This is a genomic window from Burkholderia sp. 22088, from assembly GCF_052045915.1.
Lineage (GTDB): Bacteria > Pseudomonadota > Gammaproteobacteria > Burkholderiales > Burkholderiaceae > Burkholderia > Burkholderia cepacia.
Window position 1 is genome coordinate 425,458 of record NZ_JBQEPY010000006.1, and the last position, 18,156, is coordinate 443,613.

An 18,156-nucleotide genomic window follows, 5' to 3' on the forward strand; every position below is an offset into this window, starting at 1 on the left:
CGAACGCGACCGACGTACGCCAGCCCGCAAGGCTGCCTTTCCACCTGAACGAAGTACCGGCCGGCCGATGTGGCAGGCAATGCGCTCAACCGGCTGCGAGCGTCGCGGCCAGCGTGTCGAACTCCGGCGCCCACGCCGCGCGCCACGCGGCCTTCGTCGCGTCGTCGACCCACGCGCCGTCGATCCCGTTCAGCATGAATTGCTTGAGATCGGCGACCGTAAAGCCGAAATGGCTGAACATCAGCTCCCACGCCTCCGACGGGTTGACCTTGTGCAGCGTCGGATCGTCGGTGTTCGGATGGATCTTCAGCCCGAGGCCCGGCATCTTGCGCATCGGATGCCGTTCCGCCCATTGCTCCGGCGGCAGCGTGCGCAGGTAGTACGAATTCGTCGGCACGACGGTGAAGACGACCCCGCGCTCCGCGTAGCGCGCACACAGCTCGGGGTTGTCGACGATCGTATAGCCGTGATCGACGCGATCGACCTGCAGCAGATCCACGGCCGTCTCGACGTTGCGCCACGGCATCCCGAACTCGCCCGCATGCGCGGTCGTGCGGAAACCGGCCGCGCGCGCATTGCGGTAAGCCTTCCAGAACAGCTCCGGCGGCCGGTCGTTCTCGCGATAGTCGATCCCGAGCCCCGCCACTTCGTCCGCGCGATGCGCCTTCATCCATTCGACGATCGCCACAGCCTCGTCCGGATCCTGCTCGCGGTCGATGCTCGGGATCAGGCGCGCGCCGATTCCGAAGTCGCGCGCGGCGTCGCGGATCGCCGTCACGATCGCGGCCTGCGCGTCCGCATACGCGATCCCCGACACCCGTACCGTGCCCGTCGGATTCCAGAAATATTCCGCATGCCGCACGTTGTGCGCGGCCGCATCCTCCAGATACTCGTAAGCGATGCGCCGCAGGTCGTCGGGCCGCGTGAGCAGATACTTGTCGAGCGCGCGCAGCACGTGCAGCACGCCGACCGGCTTCTCGCCGCGCGCATAGAACGCGTCGATCTCCGCGCGCTCGATCGGCGCGCCGCTGCGTTCCGCGAGCGCGACGAACGTGTCGTGCCGCACCGCGCCGAGCAGGTGGCAATGCAGCTCGACCTTCGGCAGCGCGTGGAAGAAGGCCCGATGGGCCGGCGTGATCTCGATGCCCGTGCGCGCGGCCGGGACGTTACCTGGTGTTGCCTTCATTGCAGTCTCGTTTTGGGTAGTGCCGATACGTCGCGAAAGCCGTCTCTCAGTGCGGCTTCACGACGGTCCAGAAGTAATAGCCGAGCGGCAGCGCGAGCACGACGAGCCCCCACGACACGTCGCGCCGGCGGCCGGCCAGCAGCTTGACGAGCACGTAGCACAGCAGCCCGCCCGCGATGCCGGTGCCGAAGCTGTTCGACATCAGCGTGAGCAGCACCATCGACATCACGGGCAGCGCATCGGTGAAGTCGTCGAAATGCGTATGGCGGATCGTTGCGAACATCGACAGCCCGATCAGGATCAGCGCCGGCGCGGTCGCCTCTTTCGGGATCGCGAGCGCGACCGGCACGAACAGCAGCATCGCGGCGAACAGCACGGCCGCGGCCAGCGACGACAGCCCGCTGCGGCCGCCGGCCTCGACGCCTGCCGCCGATTCGATCAGCGCGGTCAGCGCGGGAATGCCGAACACGGGCCCGATCGTCGCCGCGAGCGAATCGACGAGGAACGGCCGGTTGATGTTCGGCAGGTTGCCCTGTTCGTCGAGCAGGTTCGCCTTCGCGCCGACCGCGAGCGCGGTGCCGAGCGTCGAGAAGAATTCCGCCGCGAAGAACGCGAACAGGTACGGCGCGGCCGCGAGGCTCAACGCGCTGCCGATGTCGAGCTTGAACGCGATCGGCGCGATGCTGTGCGGCAGCGACACGAACGACGCGGGCAGGTGCGTGACGCCGAGCGGCACGCCCGCCGCTGCCGCGACGAGGATCGCGATCAGGATCGCGCCGGGCACCTTGCGTGCCTGCAGCACGATCGCGACCGCCAGGCCGATCAGCGCGACGAGCGCACCCGGCCGCGAGAAATCGCCGAGCGCGAACGCGTTGGTCTTCGCGTTCGCGACGACCATCCCCGCATTGCGCAGCCCGAGCATCGTCACGAACAGCCCGATCGACGCGCCGAGCCCGAGCTTGATCTGCACCGGTATCAGCTTCATCACGACGCCGCGCGCGCCGAGAATCGTCAGCAGGAAGAACAGGATGCCCGACACGCACGCGATGCCGAGGCCCGTCTGCCAGCCCACATGCTCCGTCGTCGCGAGCGTCACGCCGATGATCACCGAGCCGCCGATGCCGGGGCCGACCAGGAACGGCAGGTTCGCGTAGAGCCCCATCAGCGTCGTGAACAGCACGAACACGACGATCGTCGCGGTCGTCGCCGCGCCGCGCTCCATGCCGCCCGTCGCGAGCAGCGACGGGATCACGACGAGCAGGTACGCGGCCGCGAGAAACGACGTGACGCCCGCGATCGTCTCGGTGCGCACGCTCGTGCCGCGCGCGGCGAGCGCGAAGCGGCGTTCGAGCCAGTTGGCCGGCGCGCGCGCCGGCATCGTGTCAGTCGCTGACATGGTGGTTCTCCTGTGATTCCGAATATTGTCCTGTGTCGATGCACGCAGCGCGGTCTTATACTGCCGCGTACCGTATCCCGACCGTTATTGCCCGATGTCGTCCGACCGCTCGTCGCTGCTGCCCGCGCTCACGCTGCGGCAGGTCCAGCACTTCGTCGTGCTCGCCCACGCACGCAGCTTCACGCAGGCCGCGCAGGCGCTGTCGCTCACGCAGCCCGCGCTCACCGCGTCGATCCGCCAGATCGAGTTCCTGCTCGGCGGGCGCCTGTTCGCGCGTTCCGCGCACCGGCTCACGCTCACCACCGCTGGCGAAGCCGTGCTGCCGCTCGCCGAACGCCTGCTCAACCAGGCGCGCGGCACCTTCGACGACATGACGCGGCTCATCGGCGAACGCATCCAGACCGTGCGCATCGCGTTCATCCCGTCGGTCGCCGGCCGCCTGCTGCCCGCGCTCAACGCACTGCGCGACGCCCACCCGACGCTGCGCTTCACGCTCACCGACCTGCCCAACAGCGCACTCGTCGAGGCCGTGCGCGACAGCGTCGCGGATCTCGGCATCGGCGTACGCGAACCCGACAGCGACGACGGCACGCTGCGCTACCGGCAGCTGTTCGAGGACGAGATCGTGATCGTCGTGCGGCACGACGATCCGCTCGCCCGCGCGAAGAGCGTCACGTGGGCGAAGCTCGTCGATCGCGAGCTCGCGGTGTTCGTGCGCGGCAGCGTCAGCGAATCGCTGCATCGCACCGGCGGCGCCGAGAAGCTGCGCCTGAACGTCACGTACCGGATGGAATACACCGAGCCGCTCTACGCGCTCGCGCGCAACGGCCTCGCGACCGCCGTGCTGCCGAGCCTCTATACGATGCATCTGCACGATCCCGAACTCGTTGCGTTGCGCGTCGACAAGCCGCGCGTCACGCGGGCGATCTCGCTGATCTCGCTCGCCGGCGACGATCGCGGCCCGCATGTCCGTACGTGCCGCGAGTGGATTGCGAAGCACATCTGATGGCGTCGACCGAGTGCGGTTCGCCGTTCGCCGCACGAGCGTCCGCGCTCAGGGCAGCTTCGCGATACGCTCGACGAGCGTCGCATAGAAGCGGTCCGCGTCGACCTCGTTGATCCACGTCGCGTTCGCCGCGCGGCCGCTGCGCCCGTTCCAGTCGACGACGGTCTCGCCGAGCGTCCACTGCCCGGTCGTCTCGACCATCACGTTCACCTTGCGCCCGCCGAACAGCGTCGGATCGACGAGGTAGCCGACCGCGGTCGGGTCGTACATCGGCGCGTCTTCAGCGCCGCGCCGCTTCTTGTTGTACGCGAGTTCGGCATCCATGATGTCCGCGACGACCGCGCCGCAGCGGTTGCCGAGCGCACGGAACGGCGCGACGCGCGCCGGCGTGATCGGCGCCTTCACCGCGACATCGCGCGGCAGCACGACGATCGGCACGCCGCTGCCGAACACGACTTCGGCCGCCTGCGGATCGACATAGATGTTGAACTCGGCGGCCGGCGTGATGTTGCCGCGCTCGAAGAACGCGCCGCCCATCAGCACGATCTCGCGCAGCGCCCCGCGAATCTGCGGCGCCTCGACCAGCGCGGTCGCGATGTTCGTCAGCGGGCCGAGTGCGCACAGCGTCACGCTGTTCGGCGCCGCGCGGCTCAGCGTATCGACGAGATACGACACCGCGTGGCCGGCGGCAAGCGGCGCGCGCGGCGCGGGCAGCTCGACGCCTTCGAGCCCCGTCTTGCCGTGCACGTTCGCGGCCGTCACGAGCTCGCGCACGAGCGGCCGCGGGCAGCCCGCGTAGACCGGCAGCGTTTTCGTGCGGCCGGCCCAGTCGCGGATGATCCGCGCATTGCGCTCGGTCAGGTCGAGCGGCACGTTGCCCGCGACGGCGGTCAGCGCGCGCACGTCGAGGCGGTCCTGCGCGCCCAGCGCGAACAGAATCGCGATGGCGTCGTCCTGCCCCGGGTCGGTATCGATGATCACCGTGCGGCGCGCGGCATCGCCGCCGGCGGCGAACGCGCCCGTTTCGGGCAGCAGCGCGGTGCCGGCCAGCGCGGCGGACAGTTTCAGGAAGGTGCGGCGGGATGCAATCGGATGGGTCATGGTCGGGCGCTCAGAAAACGTGCCGGACGCCGAGCGTCGCCATCATCTGGCGCGTGCCGGTCGAGCGCGCATACGCGAAGATCTGCGCATGGTCCGCGTCGCCGGCCGCCTGCTGCGCGATCACCGTCAGCGCGACGTCGGTGCGTTTCGACAGGTAGTAATCGGCCTGCAGGTTCACCTGGTGCCATTTCGGCCGCTTGTCGATCACGTCGTACTTGCCGTTCGTGAACGCATACGCGGCGCCGAGAAAGAGCTGCGGCGTCATCGTGTAGACGATGTTCACGCCGAGGTTCTGCAGGTGCAGGTGCGAATTGTCGAGGTAATCGTAGCGCACGTCGGTAAACATCGCGGCGAACTGCGCGCGGCCGATCGTGTAGAAACCGCCGGTGCCCGCGATCCGCTGCCGGCTGGCGTAAGCCGCGGGCGTCATCGCGCTCTTGCTGAAGATCAGCAGCGGCGACGCGTAGTCGTTCGCGATCGCGCCGTCCTGGTTCGTCGCGCTGTAAGGGTGGTTGTACTGCGCGTAGACCACGCTCCAGCGCAGCGGGCCCTGCTCGTAGCCGAGCCCGAAGCTGTAGGCGCTGTTGTTCGCGAAGCCCGTCGCATTGCTGAAGCCGTACAGCGCGGTGAATTTCAGGCCGTGGTACACCGGGCTCACGTACTTCACCGAATTCTGCACGCGGATGTCGTTGTAGCCGTTGTCGTTGTCGCCGATGTTCACGCCGTTGCTCGCGATGATCACCGGCCCGATGTAGTCGTGGATCGCATCGTACTGGCGGCCGAACGTCAGCGAGCCGTAGGTGCGGTCGGCAAGGCCGACGTAGGCCATCCGCCCGAACTCGCGGCCGTTCTGCGCGGCCGTGCCCGTCATCACGTTGAAGCCGTTCTCCAGCTGGAAGATCGCGGACAGCCCCTGCCCAAGATCCTCCTTGCCCTTCAGCCCCCAGCGCGGGTTCTGGTTCGTGCCGGACAGCGCCTGCCAGGCGTTCTTGCCGCCCTGGTTGGTCGCGAACCCGACACCGGCCGAGATGAGACCGTACAGCGTGATGCTGCTTTGCGCACTGGCATGCGTCGCGAAGGCGCCGAGCATCGCGAGCGGGGCGAGCTTGTAGAGAGTTTTCATGCGGGTCGTGTGATCGGTGGTGGTCCAGGCGCGGCGGGGTTCCGCGAAACTGGCCTCGACTATACGAACCCGGATCGGATAATAAAAGTTTGCTTTTCTTATGTATCAATAAAACGGATTTATTCTCATCGTGGTATCGCCAGCAGCCGTCAGCCCCGCGGACCGGCGGTCAATCCGCCGTGTCGCCGCCCTTCGGCACCTTCGACCACGCATTGCGCCCCGGCATCGGCGACCAGGCCGGGCGGGTCTTGCGCGCGCTGTCGACCACGACCAGATAACGGCCCGCGATCGGCGTGATGTCGCGGTCGCGACGCAGCACCCACAGCGACTTGCCGGCCTCGACACGCGCCTGATAATCGTCGTCGAGCAGGCCGTGGCGATCGAAAAACGTGTTCAGCGACGCGGGAATCCGCACGCAGCCCTTCGAGTGCCGGATGCCGAGCAGCGCTTCGAGCCGGTCGGGATCGGTCGCATGCATCTGGAAGCGCATCGGCGACACGCCGCCCTTGCCCCAGCCGCGCTCGCCGTCCACCCAGCCGAAGTCGTAGATGCGCATGTCGCGGCGGCCGTAGCCGCGAATGCCGTTCTCGTTCGTCGTGCCTTCCGCGCGGAAATCCATGTTGTCGGGCGAGTGATGGAACACGCCGAGCGGCGTCAGGAAATGGTCGTACTTGCCCGGCAGCCCGGTGCCGACCGGCGATGCGCCGATCATCAGCCACGCGTTGGCCGGCGTTGCACGGAAGTAGATGAAGAGCGCCTGCACGTTCGGCGCGCGGTCGACCATCGCGACGTATTCGCCGGCGAGGTCGCCGAGATCCGCATCGGCGAGCGCCTCCTGGAGCCGCTGGCTGTAGGCGCGCTGCTCGCTTGCGGGCACGTTCAGGCGCCGCGTGACTTCCTGCGTGAAGCGCTTGCGCATGTCGACCGCGCGCGCCGTCGCATTTTTCGCCTCTTCGGCCGATAGCGGCGGATGACGGCGTGGCGGTGTCGGCGCGGGTGCTTCGGCCTCGCTCGCGGCGGTGGCGGAAGCGGCGGAAGCGGGCGCGGCGGCGGAAGCGGCTGAGGCGACGTCGGCAGCGGAAGTGCCGGAAGCAGTCGATGCACCCGATACCGCGCTGGCAGGCTCCGCATGACGCTCGTGCGACGCTGCAGACGCGGGCTGTACGGCCGACGCCCCCGACGACGCATGCGCAGGCAAGCCACGATGCGCATGAGACGCCGCCGACGCGGGCGGTGCAACTGATGAGGATGACGGAGCAACGGACGACGAAACGTCGGACGCGGCAAACGCGGGCTGCCCGGCAAGCACGGGAACGATCAGTGCAACAGCGAGCGACACATACGCGGCGACTGTGCGGGTGCGGCAACGCGACTTCGACATGCGCCGCGTCAGGCTGAAAAGCATCATACGTTCGAAGCCATCGGCCGATCCGGCCGCCGCATGCTGCAATTGCGGGCGGCGCATCTTCCGCGCGAGCCATCGACACGTCCGGCGCATCGTGTGCGCCCGGCGCCGACGCCTCTTCGCGGCGGAGCCGTTCGCCGATGCAACGCGTACGGTCCGATGGCGGCTAATGAGTCGTCAGGCCCTTCATTCTACGCGTCCGAACAGGAATCTTCAGCGACGCAAGTCGCAGTTTCACGGCGAATTTGCGCTTCGTCACGCTTTGTTTCAACTCGTTGCCGCCTGCATCTTTCGATGCATGGCAATCTTGCTGATTGGACATTCGAGTCCGACAAAGGGCGCTGCTTTTTCGCCGCGGTGCGAGGGCTTCGCCGAATCGATTCGGAAACCGGATCATTCCCGACGAGCCGTACGCACCGGCCGCGCAGCGCGATGCCATCGCATGGCACGCATGCAGCACGAAGCGTGCGACACGCGTGCACGATCGCCGGTCACTTCGAGATGGCTTCGAGCGCGATGCCCTTCGTGCGCGGCCCCATGAACCCGATCGCGGCCATCACGATCACCATCGCGCCCGCGATGAACGCGAACACGCCGAAGGTGCCGAAGCCCTTCAGCACGGCCGCGATCACGAACGACGAGAAGATCGCCGAGAAGCGGCTCCACGAATAGACGAAGCCGACGGCCCGTGCGCGGATCGACGTCGGGAACAGCTCGGCCTGATACGCGTGGAAGCTGTACGACATGATGTTGCTGGCGAGCGTGAGGCCGATGCCGAGCACGATCAGGAATGCGCCGACCGTCGTCTGGCTGAACAGCAGCCCGCAGACGACGATCGCCGCCGCCATCGCGACGATCACCGACTTGCGCTCGAAGCGGTCGGCGATCACGAGGCCGATCAGCGGGCCGACCGGTGCGGCGAGCGCGATCACGCTCGAATACATCAGGCTCGACGTGATCGTGATGCCCTGCTTGATCAGCAGCGTCGGCACCCAGTTCGCGAAGCCGTAGAAGCCGACCGTCTGGAACACGTTGAAGATCGTCATCATGATCGTGCGGTTGCGATACGGCTGCACCCACATGTCGCGGAAACTGCCGCGCGGCGGCACGGGCTCGGCGGGCGCCGGCGGCGGCAGCGGCCGTCCGTATTCGGCTTCGACCTTCGCCTCGAGCGCGCGCATGATGCGGTCGGCTTCGTCGACCCGGCCCTGCTGCGCGAGCCAGCGCGGGCTTTCTGGCAGTTCGCGGCGAATCCACCACACGAACAGCGCACCGTGCGCGCCGATCAGCACGACCCAGCGCCAGCCATCGAGGCCGAACGGTGCGTGCGGCACGAGCAGGTAGGCGAGGAACGCGACCACCGGCACCGCGACGAACCCGACCGCCTGCTCGCACGCGAATGCGCGCCCGCGGATCTGCTTCGGTACGAGCTCGGAGATGTATGTGCCGATCGTCACCATCTCTACGCCGAGGCCGAGACCGACGACGAAGCGCCAGAAGTTCAGCCCGGCCGCGGTGTCCTGGAACGCCATCACGACGTTCGCGGCCGTGTACCACAGCAGCGACCACGTGAAGATCGCGCGGCGGCCGAAGCGGTCGGCGAGGAAACCGCATGCGATCGTGCCGATGAAGAGGCCCGAGAACAGCGCGGCGATGAAGCTCGCGACGCCCGTGGTGCCGAACAGGCCATGCGTCGTCGCGGAGAGGATGCCGCTTTTCACGAGGCCGGGCGCGACGTAGCCGCTGTAGAGCAGGTCGTAGAGCTCGAAGAAGAAGCCGAGGCTCAGCAGGACGACGAGCTTCCAGACGGTACGCGTGGGCGGCAGGCGGTCGAGGCGGGCCGAGATGGAGCCGGGGTCGACGGGTGGGGATTGGGCGGGTGCCTGCGAAAGGCTGTCCGTTGAGGCCATCGTGGGCGCGTCTCCTGTTCGTGTCGTGTAGTTGTCCGGCGACCTTCGAGCCGCCGTCGGGCGAATCGCTGCATTGTACCGGCACGTCCGTCCGACGCGAGCGCACCCCGGCCCCGATATCCGGAGCGCGACGACGGGCCGGCTGCACGCCGTACGTCGAACCGATTCGGGCGCCCCATTTTTGGGCGGACCAACGTGTAACTTTCGTAACCGTCTGTCGGGTACGGAAAACGCGCAGGAACGGCGACGCGGCGACGCATCGCGGCGGCGCCGGCCCCACCGTCCGGGCCTGATGCGCCGTTTCGCTCGGCCGCACGCCGCCGGAATCTCCACAAACGGGGCACGCAATCAGTACAACCACGCGTTCCACACCCCGGTAACATGCTACCGGGCCAACCACCGGCTTCCGGGCACCTTTCGGCGCCCGGCCTTGTCGGCAAATCGTAAGCATTCCATGTCCATACAACGACTATCCACGTACGCTCGCCGGATCGCGCTGATCGCGTTGCTGCAGTTCGCTGCGATCGCAACCGCGTCGGCGTTTCCGGAGGCCGCTTCCGCCCCGGGCGCAAGCGGCGTCGGCGCGCCCGTGCCCGCCATCTCGCTGAACGACGCCGTCGCGCAGCTCAAGCAGATGCAGGTCGAGCTCGACCGCATCAAGCAGCAGACTTCGACCGCGTCGAGCAGCAAGGAGCTGGACGCGCTCGACGACTCGGCGCAGGAGCTGAGTGCCGACGTCGTGAAACTGCAAAGCGATCTCACGCCGCAACGCGCGCAGATTCAGGCACAGCTCGACGTGCTCGGGCCGCCGCCCGCCGAGGGCGCCGCGCCGGAAACGGCAGCCGTCGCGAAGCAACGGGCCACGCTCGACGCGCGCAAGACGCAGCTCGATGCGGCGCTGAAGCAGGCCGCCGACCAGAAGACCAACCTCACGAACCTCGCCGAACAGTTCGCGAAGCTGCATCGCAGCCTGCTGAAGAACCAGCTCGCGTTCCGTTCAGGCGGCATTTTCAGCGCGCAGTTCTGGCTGCCGCTGTTCCATCTTTCGCCGGACGATACCCAGCGGCTCGGGGACTTCGACGAAGAAATCCACGACATGCTGCGCTCGTCGTGGGTGCCCGGACAAAAGGCGATCACCGCGCTGCTGCTGATTGCCGCGATCGCGGCCTGGCTCGGCGGCCGCCGGCTCCTCGAGCGCGGGCTCGCTTGGTTCTGCGTGAACCGCCTGCCGGCCACCCGCTTGCGCCGCAGCGCGCTGGCGCTGTCCATCGCGCTGTCGACCCTGCTGGCCACCGCCGTTGCCGTTCAGATCCTTTACCTCGCCGTCGCGCGCCGTTACGACCTCACGCCGGGGCTGACCGATCTGTGGGACCAGTTCGCGAAGCTCGCCGCGACCTGCGCACTGATCGCCGGGCTCGGCCGCGCACTGCTCTGCACGAAGCATCCGTCGTGGCGCCTCCCCGCGCTCGCCGATCCCGTCGCGCTCGCAATGAAGCCGTTCCCCGGCATCCTGGCCGCGCTGCTGCTCGTGTCCGGCACGCTCGAATCGATCAACCGGATCGTCGACACCAGCCTGTCGGTCACGCTGTTCGGTCGCGGCATCGTGTCGCTCGTCGTCACGCTGACGGTCGGCGCGTCGTTGTTGCGCGCCAACCGCGCGCGCGCCGCGCTCGCGGCGGCGGGCGAGGCACCCGAGCAGCGCTCGACGCTCGCGGGGTTGATCCATGCCTGCGTCACGCTGGCGATCGTCGCATCGCTGATCGCACTCCTGATCGGTTACGTCACGGTCGCGCGCTTCATCACGTACGAACTCGTGTGGTTCGAGATCGTGCTGTGCACGACCTACATCCTGATCCAGTTGACGCGCGACGCGAGCGAAAGCCTGTTCTCGTCGAGCCTGTCGACGGGGCAGCAGATCAAGCACCTGTTCGCGCTCGAGGACCGCCACCTCGACCAGGCGCGCACGGTGCTGTCCGGCTTCGGTACGAGCCTGCTGATGCTGATCGCGGCCATCGCGCTGGTGACGGGCGGCTTCGGCACGACCCCGGGCGATCTCCTCGACAGCGCGGTCGCGATGATCGGCAGCCAGCGGCTGCAGAGCCTGAACATCATGCCCGACCGGATCCTGAACGCCGTAATCGGGTTCGCGATCGGCTTCTACCTGTTGCGCTCGCTGCGACGCTGGCTCGACAGCGAGTTCATGCCCGCGCTGGGCATGGATACCGGGATGCGCGTATCGCTGATCACGCTGTTCACCAACGTCGGCTACGTACTGCTGGTGCTGATGACACTCGGGCTGCTCGGCGTGCGGTGGAACAACCTCGCGTGGATCGTCAGCGCGTTGTCGGTGGGTATCGGCTTCGGCCTGCAGGAGATCGTGAAGAACTTCGTGTCGGGGCTGATCCTGCTGACCGAGCGCCCGGTGAAGGTCGGCGACATGGTCAGCATCGCGGGCGTCGAAGGCGACATCCGCCGCATCAACGTCCGCGCGACCGAGATCCAGCTCAGCGACCGCTCGACCGTGATCGTGCCGAACTCGCAGCTGATATCGCAGAACGTGCGCAACGTGACGATGGGCAACAGCACGCAGGGCGTCGCGACGCTGGTGCTGACGTTCCCGCTGAACACCGATCCCGAGCAGGTGCGCGACCTGCTGCTCGACGCGTACCGCGAGCACCAGGCGATCCTCGAGAAGCCGGCGCCGTCGGTCACGTTCAGCCAGCTCACGCCGGACGGGATCACGCTGAGCGTGACGGGCTACGTGTCGAGCCCGCGGATCGCGAGCTCGACGAAGAGCGATCTGCTGTTCGAGATCCTCAAGCAGTTGCGCGCGGCGGGGATCACGCTGTCGAGCCCGCAGATGCTGGTCGTGCAGAACATGCCGGCAATCGGAGAGGCAGGCAACGCATAGCGACGCATGGAGACGCATCGCGCGCTCCACCGTCCGCACCGGAAGAAACGAAGGGCCGGTACCGCAACGCGGTAACCGGCCCTTCTCGTTTACGCACGGCGCCCGATTTCGGGCGCCCCGCCTCACACGTCGAACTTCACCCCCTGCGCCAGCGGCAGCTGCCGGCTGTAGTTGATCGTATTCGTCGCGCGGCGCATATACGCCTTCCACGCATCCGAACCCGACTCGCGGCCGCCGCCCGTTTCCTTCTCGCCGCCGAACGCGCCGCCGATCTCCGCGCCGCTCGTGCCGATGTTCACGTTGACGATCCCGCAGTCGCTGCCCGCTGCCGACATGAACTGCTCGGCCTCGCGCATGTCGTTCGTGAAGATCGCCGACGACAGCCCTTGCGGCACCGCGTTGTGCAGTTCGATCGCGTCGTCGAAGTTGTCGTAGACCATCACGTACAGGATCGGTGCGAACGTCTCGCGCTCGACCACGGCCGATTGCTTCGGCATCCGCACGATGGCCGGACGCACGTAGTACGCATCCGCGTGACCGACGTCGACGCGCTCGCCGCCCTTCACCTCGCCGCCCTGTTCGCGTGCGTCGCCCAGCGCCTTCTGCATCGCATCGAACGATGCGCGATCGACCAGCGGGCCGACCAGCGTGCCTTCTTCAAGCGGGTTGCCGACCTTCACCGACGCGTAGGCCTTCTCGATGCGCGGCAGCAGTTGCTCGACCAGGCTGCGATGCACGATCAGGCGGCGCAGCGTCGTGCAGCGCTGGCCGGCCGTGCCGACCGCCGCGAACGTGACCGCGCGCACCACGAGATCCAGGTCCGCGCTCGGCGCGACGATCATCCCGTTGTTGCCGCCGAGTTCGAGGATGCCGCGCGCGAGACGCTGGCTCAGCACCTTCGCGACTTCCTGGCCCATCCGCACGCTGCCGGTCGCGCTGACGACCGGCACCTTCTTCGACGCCGTCAGCACCTCGCCGACATCGCGCATGCCCAGCACCAGTTGGCTCAGGCCCTTCGGCGCGACGCCCGGATGCGTCTTCTCGAACTCGCGGAGCGCCTTCTCGAGCAGCACATGGCACGCGATCGCGGTGAGCGGCGTCTTCTCGGACGGCTTCCACACGACCGAATCGCCGCACACGAACGCGAGCGCCGCGTTCCAGGCCCACACCGCGACCGGGAAGTTGAACGCCGAGATCACGCCGCACACGCCGATCGGGTGCCACGTTTCCATCATCCGGTGGCCCGGGCGCTCGGATGCGATCGTCAGGCCGTAGAGCTGGCGCGACAGGCCGACCGCGAAATCGCAGATGTCGATCATTTCCTGCACTTCGCCGAGGCCTTCCGACGTGATCTTGCCGGCTTCGAGCGTGACGAGGCGGCCAAGTTCGGCCTTGTGCTCACGGAGCACGTTGCCGAACACGCGCACGAACTCGCCGCGCACCGGCGCCGGCACCGTGCGCCACTTGAGGAATGCGTCGTGCGCGGCGTCGATCTTGCGCTCGGCGTCGGCGGGCGTGTCGACGGCCAGCGTCGCGAGCGTCGCGCCGTCGAGCGGCGAACGCGCGGTCAGCGCATTGCCTTTCCACTGGGCGAGATCGATATCGAGCGCGGCAAGAATGTCGTTGAATTGCATCACTTCCTCTTCAGGGACAGATTGATCGGTGCGGCGGCAGCGCCGCCCGCGTGATTCGATTGGAGCGCGTTCGCGCGCCCTGTGCAAGCGGATGCGCCGCGCGGCAGGCCCGGTGCGCCGCACGGCGCATCGCGCCGCGCCACCGCCGGAAGCCCGGCCGGACGGCGCGCTCCCGCCTCGCAAGGCACGATCCATGAAACACATTGTCGGTGGCCACAAGTCGGGCCGCTATTGATATTAACTCACGACTTCATTCCGAAAACGCAACAACTCGGCACGCCGATCCGATGCGCTTGCGCGCCGATATGGGACGTTTCCAAAGCCTGCAGACGGGCACGAGGACGCGTCGCAACTCGACGCAAGTTGATGACAATCCTGCATCACCCTGTGCGGAAATATCGTTTGCCGGCCGTGCATCGGGCACACACAATCGTTGCGACGTCGAGGTGCAACGCACCCGGCGCGCCGCCGGCCGCCACAACGGCAGCCGGACGCCTGACGAAGGCGACACGCATCGCGCCCCGGCTCACCGGCGCGCTTTCGCACCGCATCACCGCTGCCCGGCCCGCAGCCGGCAACGCGTCGCCCTTCGTCACCGAAAAATAATCCCGGAGACAGCGCCCAGCGCCCGCCATGCATTCAGATGCCCGCCCCGATTCACCCCGTCCGTCCGGCTCGCCGCCCGCGAAGCCGTCCCTCCACCGTGCGCTGCAGGCACGCCATCTGCGGATGATCGCGATCGGCGGCTCGATCGGCACGGGCCTGTTCGTCGCGTCCGGCGCGTCGATCTCGCAGGCCGGCCCCGGCGGCGCGATGCTCGCGTACATGGTGATCGGCCTGATGGTCTATTTCCTGATGACGAGCCTCGGCGAAATGGCCGCGTTCATGCCGGTGTCGGGCTCGTTCGCGACCTACGGCGCGAAGTTCGTCGACGAAGGCTTCGGCTTCGCGCTCGGCTGGAACTACTGGTACAGCTGGGCCGTGACGCTGGCGGTGGAACTCGTCGCCGCGCAGCTCGTGATGCATTACTGGTTCCCGCACGTGCCGGGCGTCTGGTGGAGCGCGCTGTTCCTGACGTTGATCTTCGCGCTCAACGCGCTGTCGGTGCGCGGCTTCGGGGAAGCCGAATACTGGTTCGCGCTGATCAAGGTGCTGACGGTGCTCGCGTTCGTCGGCGTCGGCCTGCTGATGATCTTCGGGATCATGCAGGGCGGCCCGAGCGCGGGCTGGGGCAACTTCACGATCGGCGACGCGCCGTTCGCCGGCGGCTGGGCGACGATGCTCGGCGTCGCGATGATCGCGGGCTTCTCGTTCCAGGGCACCGAAATGATCGGCGTCGCGGCCGGCGAATCGGAAAACCCGCGCACGACGATCCCGCGCGCGGTGAAGCAGATCTTCTGGCGCATCCTGCTGTTCTACGTGTTCGCGATCTTCGTGATCGGCGTGCTGATTCCCTATACCGACCCGAACCTGCTGAAGAGCGACGTGACCGACATCGGCGTGAGCCCGTTCACGCTCGTGTTCCGCCACGCGGGCCTCGCGTTCGCGGCCGGCGTGATGAACGCGGTGATCCTGACGGCCGTGCTGTCGGCCGGCAACTCGGGCATGTACGCGTCGACGCGGATGCTCTACAACCTCGCGGTCGAAGGCCGCGCGCCGAAGATCTTCGCGAAGCTGTCGCGCGGCGGCGTGCCGCGCAACGCGCTGTACGCGACGACGGCCGTCGGCGCGCTGTGTTTCCTCACGTCGCTGTATGGCGACAAGACGGTCTACCTGTGGCTGCTGAACACGTCGGGCATGGCCGGCTTCATCACGTGGCTCGGCATTGCGGTCAGCCACTACCGGTTCCGCAAGGGGTTCCTGAAGCAGGGCTACCGGCTCGACCAGCTGCCGTACCGGTCGAAGTGGTTCCCGTTCGGCCCGCTGTTCGCATTCGCGTTGTGCGCGGTCGTCGCGCTCGGCCAGGATTACCAGGCGTTCCTCTCCGACAAGATCGACTGGGTGGGCGTCGCCGCGACCTACATCGGCCTGCCGTTCTTCCTCGCGATCTGGCTCGGCTATGCACTCGTGCGCAAATGCCGCCTCGTGCGCTACGAAGACATGGAAATCGCGCCGTGGATCGAACGCAACGCGACACCCGAAACCGCGCCGCAGGCCGAAACCGGCTACGCGGGCTACATCGCCCGTCCGGCCAACCCGACACCGGGCACCTGACCGCGCGAGTCGGCCCGCATCGGCCCGCACCCGCCCACTTCGCACCGGCCGCCGCCCAGTCGCGACGGCCGGTGCCCTGCGCCCCCATTCGACGCGGCGCGCGCGTTCAGGCAAGATCGACGCGCGCCGCCTGTTTTTCCGCCGTTATGAGTTAACGAAATCGCATGCAGAACTTCTACGAAGCCACCGTTACCCGCCAGCCCTACCCGCAACTGACCGGCACGATCGACACGCAGGTCTGCATCGTCGGCGGCGGCCTCGCCGGCCTGTGCACGGCGCTCGGCCTCGTCGAGCGCGGCGTGCATGACGTCGTCGTGCTCGACAGCGAACGGGTCGGCTTCGGCGCATCGGGCCGCAATGGCGGCTTCGTCTTCGGCGGCTACAGCCTCGACAACGCCGACCTGCTGCGCACGCTCGGCCGCGACGAGGGGCGTCGGCTGTACCGGCTCACCGTCGATGCAGTCGACCTGATCCGCGCGCGGATCGCGCGCTACGGCATCGACTGCGACATCGTCGACCAGGGCGTGATGCTCGCGAACTGGTTCGACGATCCTTCGAGGCTCGACAGCGTGCGCACGCTGATGAAGGACGAACTCGGCGTCGACTGGGAACCCGTTTCGACGGACGCGCTGCGCAAGCGGCTGAAGACGCAGCGCTATTACGGCGGCCTGTTCGAGCCGAACGCGTTCCACTTCCATCCGCTCAAGTACGTGCTCAGCGTCGCGGCGGCCGCATCGCGCGGCGGCGCGCGCGTGTACGAACGCTCGGCCGCGCTCGGCATCGCGCGCGAAGGCGCCGGGTACGTCGTACGCACCGCACAGGGCACGGTGCGCGCGAAGGACGTCGTATTCGCTGGCGGCGGCTATGCACGCGGCGTGTCGCCGCGCATCGAGCGCGCGGTGCTGCCGATCGCGACCTACGTGATCGCGACCGAGCCGCTCGGCACGCGCCTGCCCGACGCGATCGACGCACCGTACGCGATCTACGACACGCGTTTCGCATTCGACTATTACCGCCCGCTGAAAGACACGCGCATCCTGTGGGGCGGCCGGATCTCCGTGCTCGACCGCGGCCCCGACGCGATCGCCCGCCTGCTGCGGCGCGACCTGCTGCGCGTGTATCCGCAACTGGAAGACGTGAAGGTCGACTACGCGTGGGGCGGGCTGATGAGCTACGCGCGGCACAAGATGCCGCAGATCGGCCGCGACGCGGACGGCGTGTGGCACGCGATCGCGTTCGGCGGCCACGGGATGGCGCCGACCACGGTCGCCGGCGAAGCGCTCGCGGCCGCACTGGCCGAAGGCCGGCCGGTGCCGGAAGGCTTCAACGCGTTCGGGCTCACGCGCACGTTCGGGCTGGCGGGCCTCGCGGCCGCGCAGCTCACGTACACGGCGTACCAGGCCCGCGACGCGCTCGCGTCCTGCCGCCGCTGAGCGGCCGCGGCGGCCGGAACCGCCCTGCCGATTAGAGCGGAAGGTCGGCCGGGCGGGGATTTCCCGCATGCTAGAATGCCTTTTCCACGCCGCCGAAGCCACAATAAAGTCACATGAAAGCAGGAAGCAAGGCCGCCACGTCCGATACCCGCGCGCTTCCGTCCGATGCGCGGCGCAAATACGATCCCGAGCAAACCAAGCGCAACATCCTCGATGTCGCCACGCAGGAATTCTCCGCGATGGGGCTCGCCGGCGCGCGCGTCGACGCAATCGCCGAGCGTACCAACACGACGAAGCGGATGCTCTACTACTACTTCGAAAGCAAGGAAGGCCTGTACGAGGCCGTGCTGGAGAAGGTGTACGGCGACATCCGCGCACTCGAGCAGGAGCTGCACGTCGGCGACATGGAGCCGCGCGAAGGCATGCGCCGCCTCGTCGAATTCACGTTCGACTATCACGACAAGCATCGCGACTTCGTCCGCCTCGTGTCGATCGAGAACATCCACGGCGCGAAGTATCTCGAACAGCTCAAGTCGTTCAAGAACCGCAACGTCAGCATCATCAAGACGCTCGAGGAACTGGTCGAGCGCGGCGCGGCGAGCGGCGCGTTCCGCAAGGATATCGACGCATTCGACCTGCACCTGCTGATCAGCTCGTTCTGCTTCCACCGCGTGTCGAACCGCTACACGTTCGGCGCCGCGTTCGGACGCGACCCATCGGCGCCGCGCCTGCGCGCCCGGCATCGCGACACGATCGCCGACGCCGTGCTGCGCTACGTCGCCGCATAAGCGACGACGGCGGCCGGTTTCCCGGCCGGCCTCATACCGGGCGCGCGAC

The 18,156-nt window shown here is 67.7% G+C and carries 12 protein-coding genes; 5 read left to right on the top strand and 7 right to left on the bottom strand.

Annotated elements, in window-relative coordinates; genetic code table 11:
- Nucleotides 1–85: 85 nt before the first annotated feature.
- Together add and ACTJLD_RS14660 are read right to left on the bottom strand one after the other, a co-directional pair.
- Nucleotides 86–1,186 (bottom strand): adenosine deaminase, encoded by a 1,101-nt coding sequence (gene add, locus ACTJLD_RS14655; RefSeq protein WP_059697068.1) that lies wholly within the window; start codon nucleotides 1,184–1,186, stop codon nucleotides 86–88.
- A gap of 46 nt (nucleotides 1,187–1,232) precedes the next feature.
- Nucleotides 1,233–2,582 (bottom strand): NCS2 family permease, encoded by a 1,350-nt coding sequence (locus tag ACTJLD_RS14660; RefSeq protein WP_021161168.1) that lies wholly within the window; start codon nucleotides 2,580–2,582, stop codon nucleotides 1,233–1,235.
- A 94-nt stretch (nucleotides 2,583–2,676) separates the two neighbouring features.
- Between ACTJLD_RS14660 and ACTJLD_RS14665 the strand changes: the two genes are divergently transcribed.
- Complete coding sequence (locus ACTJLD_RS14665; RefSeq protein ID WP_027790547.1) at nucleotides 2,677–3,588, top strand: LysR family transcriptional regulator; 912 nt, start codon at nucleotides 2,677–2,679, stop codon at nucleotides 3,586–3,588.
- Between the two features lie 48 nt (nucleotides 3,589–3,636).
- Here ACTJLD_RS14665 and ACTJLD_RS14670 read toward each other — a convergent pair whose 3' ends face one another.
- From ACTJLD_RS14670 to ACTJLD_RS14685, 4 genes are all read right to left on the bottom strand, one after another.
- Complete coding sequence (locus tag ACTJLD_RS14670; RefSeq protein WP_440659123.1) at nucleotides 3,637–4,689, bottom strand: nucleoside hydrolase; 1,053 nt, start codon at nucleotides 4,687–4,689, stop codon at nucleotides 3,637–3,639.
- 10 nt (nucleotides 4,690–4,699) lie between these two features.
- Nucleotides 4,700–5,812: a porin gene (locus ACTJLD_RS14675; RefSeq protein ID WP_440659125.1), complete on the bottom strand. Its 1,113-nt coding sequence runs from the start codon at nucleotides 5,810–5,812 to the stop codon at nucleotides 4,700–4,702.
- Nucleotides 5,813–5,981: 169 nt separating this feature from the next.
- Nucleotides 5,982–7,310, bottom strand: a complete 1,329-nt coding sequence (locus ACTJLD_RS14680) for a hypothetical protein (RefSeq protein WP_440659127.1) — start codon at nucleotides 7,308–7,310, stop codon at nucleotides 5,982–5,984.
- Nucleotides 7,311–7,708: 398 nt separating this feature from the next.
- Complete coding sequence (locus ACTJLD_RS14685) at nucleotides 7,709–9,127, bottom strand: MFS transporter (protein WP_027790543.1); 1,419 nt, start codon at nucleotides 9,125–9,127, stop codon at nucleotides 7,709–7,711.
- Nucleotides 9,128–9,581: 454 nt separating this feature from the next.
- Between ACTJLD_RS14685 and ACTJLD_RS14690 the strand changes: the two genes are divergently transcribed.
- Nucleotides 9,582–12,038 (top strand): DUF3772 domain-containing protein, encoded by a 2,457-nt coding sequence (locus tag ACTJLD_RS14690; protein ID WP_027790542.1) that lies wholly within the window; start codon nucleotides 9,582–9,584, stop codon nucleotides 12,036–12,038.
- 122 nt (nucleotides 12,039–12,160) lie between these two features.
- On the opposite strand, the gene amaB is transcribed toward ACTJLD_RS14690, so the two are convergent.
- The gene (gene amaB / locus ACTJLD_RS14695; RefSeq protein ID WP_021161161.1) at nucleotides 12,161–13,672 is read right to left on the bottom strand and encodes an L-piperidine-6-carboxylate dehydrogenase; all 1,512 of its coding nucleotides are present in this window, start codon (nucleotides 13,670–13,672) and stop codon (nucleotides 12,161–12,163) included.
- A gap of 633 nt (nucleotides 13,673–14,305) precedes the next feature.
- Here amaB and ACTJLD_RS14700 point away from each other — a divergent pair.
- The 3 genes from ACTJLD_RS14700 (at nucleotide 14,306) to ACTJLD_RS14710 (ending at nucleotide 18,107) form a co-directional block, all read left to right on the top strand.
- Nucleotides 14,306–15,886, top strand: a complete 1,581-nt coding sequence (locus ACTJLD_RS14700; protein WP_060170484.1) for an amino acid permease — start codon at nucleotides 14,306–14,308, stop codon at nucleotides 15,884–15,886.
- Between the two features lie 164 nt (nucleotides 15,887–16,050).
- Nucleotides 16,051–17,319 (top strand): NAD(P)/FAD-dependent oxidoreductase, encoded by a 1,269-nt coding sequence (locus ACTJLD_RS14705; RefSeq protein WP_440659130.1) that lies wholly within the window; start codon nucleotides 16,051–16,053, stop codon nucleotides 17,317–17,319.
- A 113-nt stretch (nucleotides 17,320–17,432) separates the two neighbouring features.
- On the top strand, nucleotides 17,433–18,107 hold the full coding sequence (locus ACTJLD_RS14710; protein ID WP_011353990.1) for a TetR family transcriptional regulator: 675 nt from the start codon (nucleotides 17,433–17,435) through the stop codon (nucleotides 18,105–18,107).
- Nucleotides 18,108–18,156: the final 49 nt, after the last annotated feature.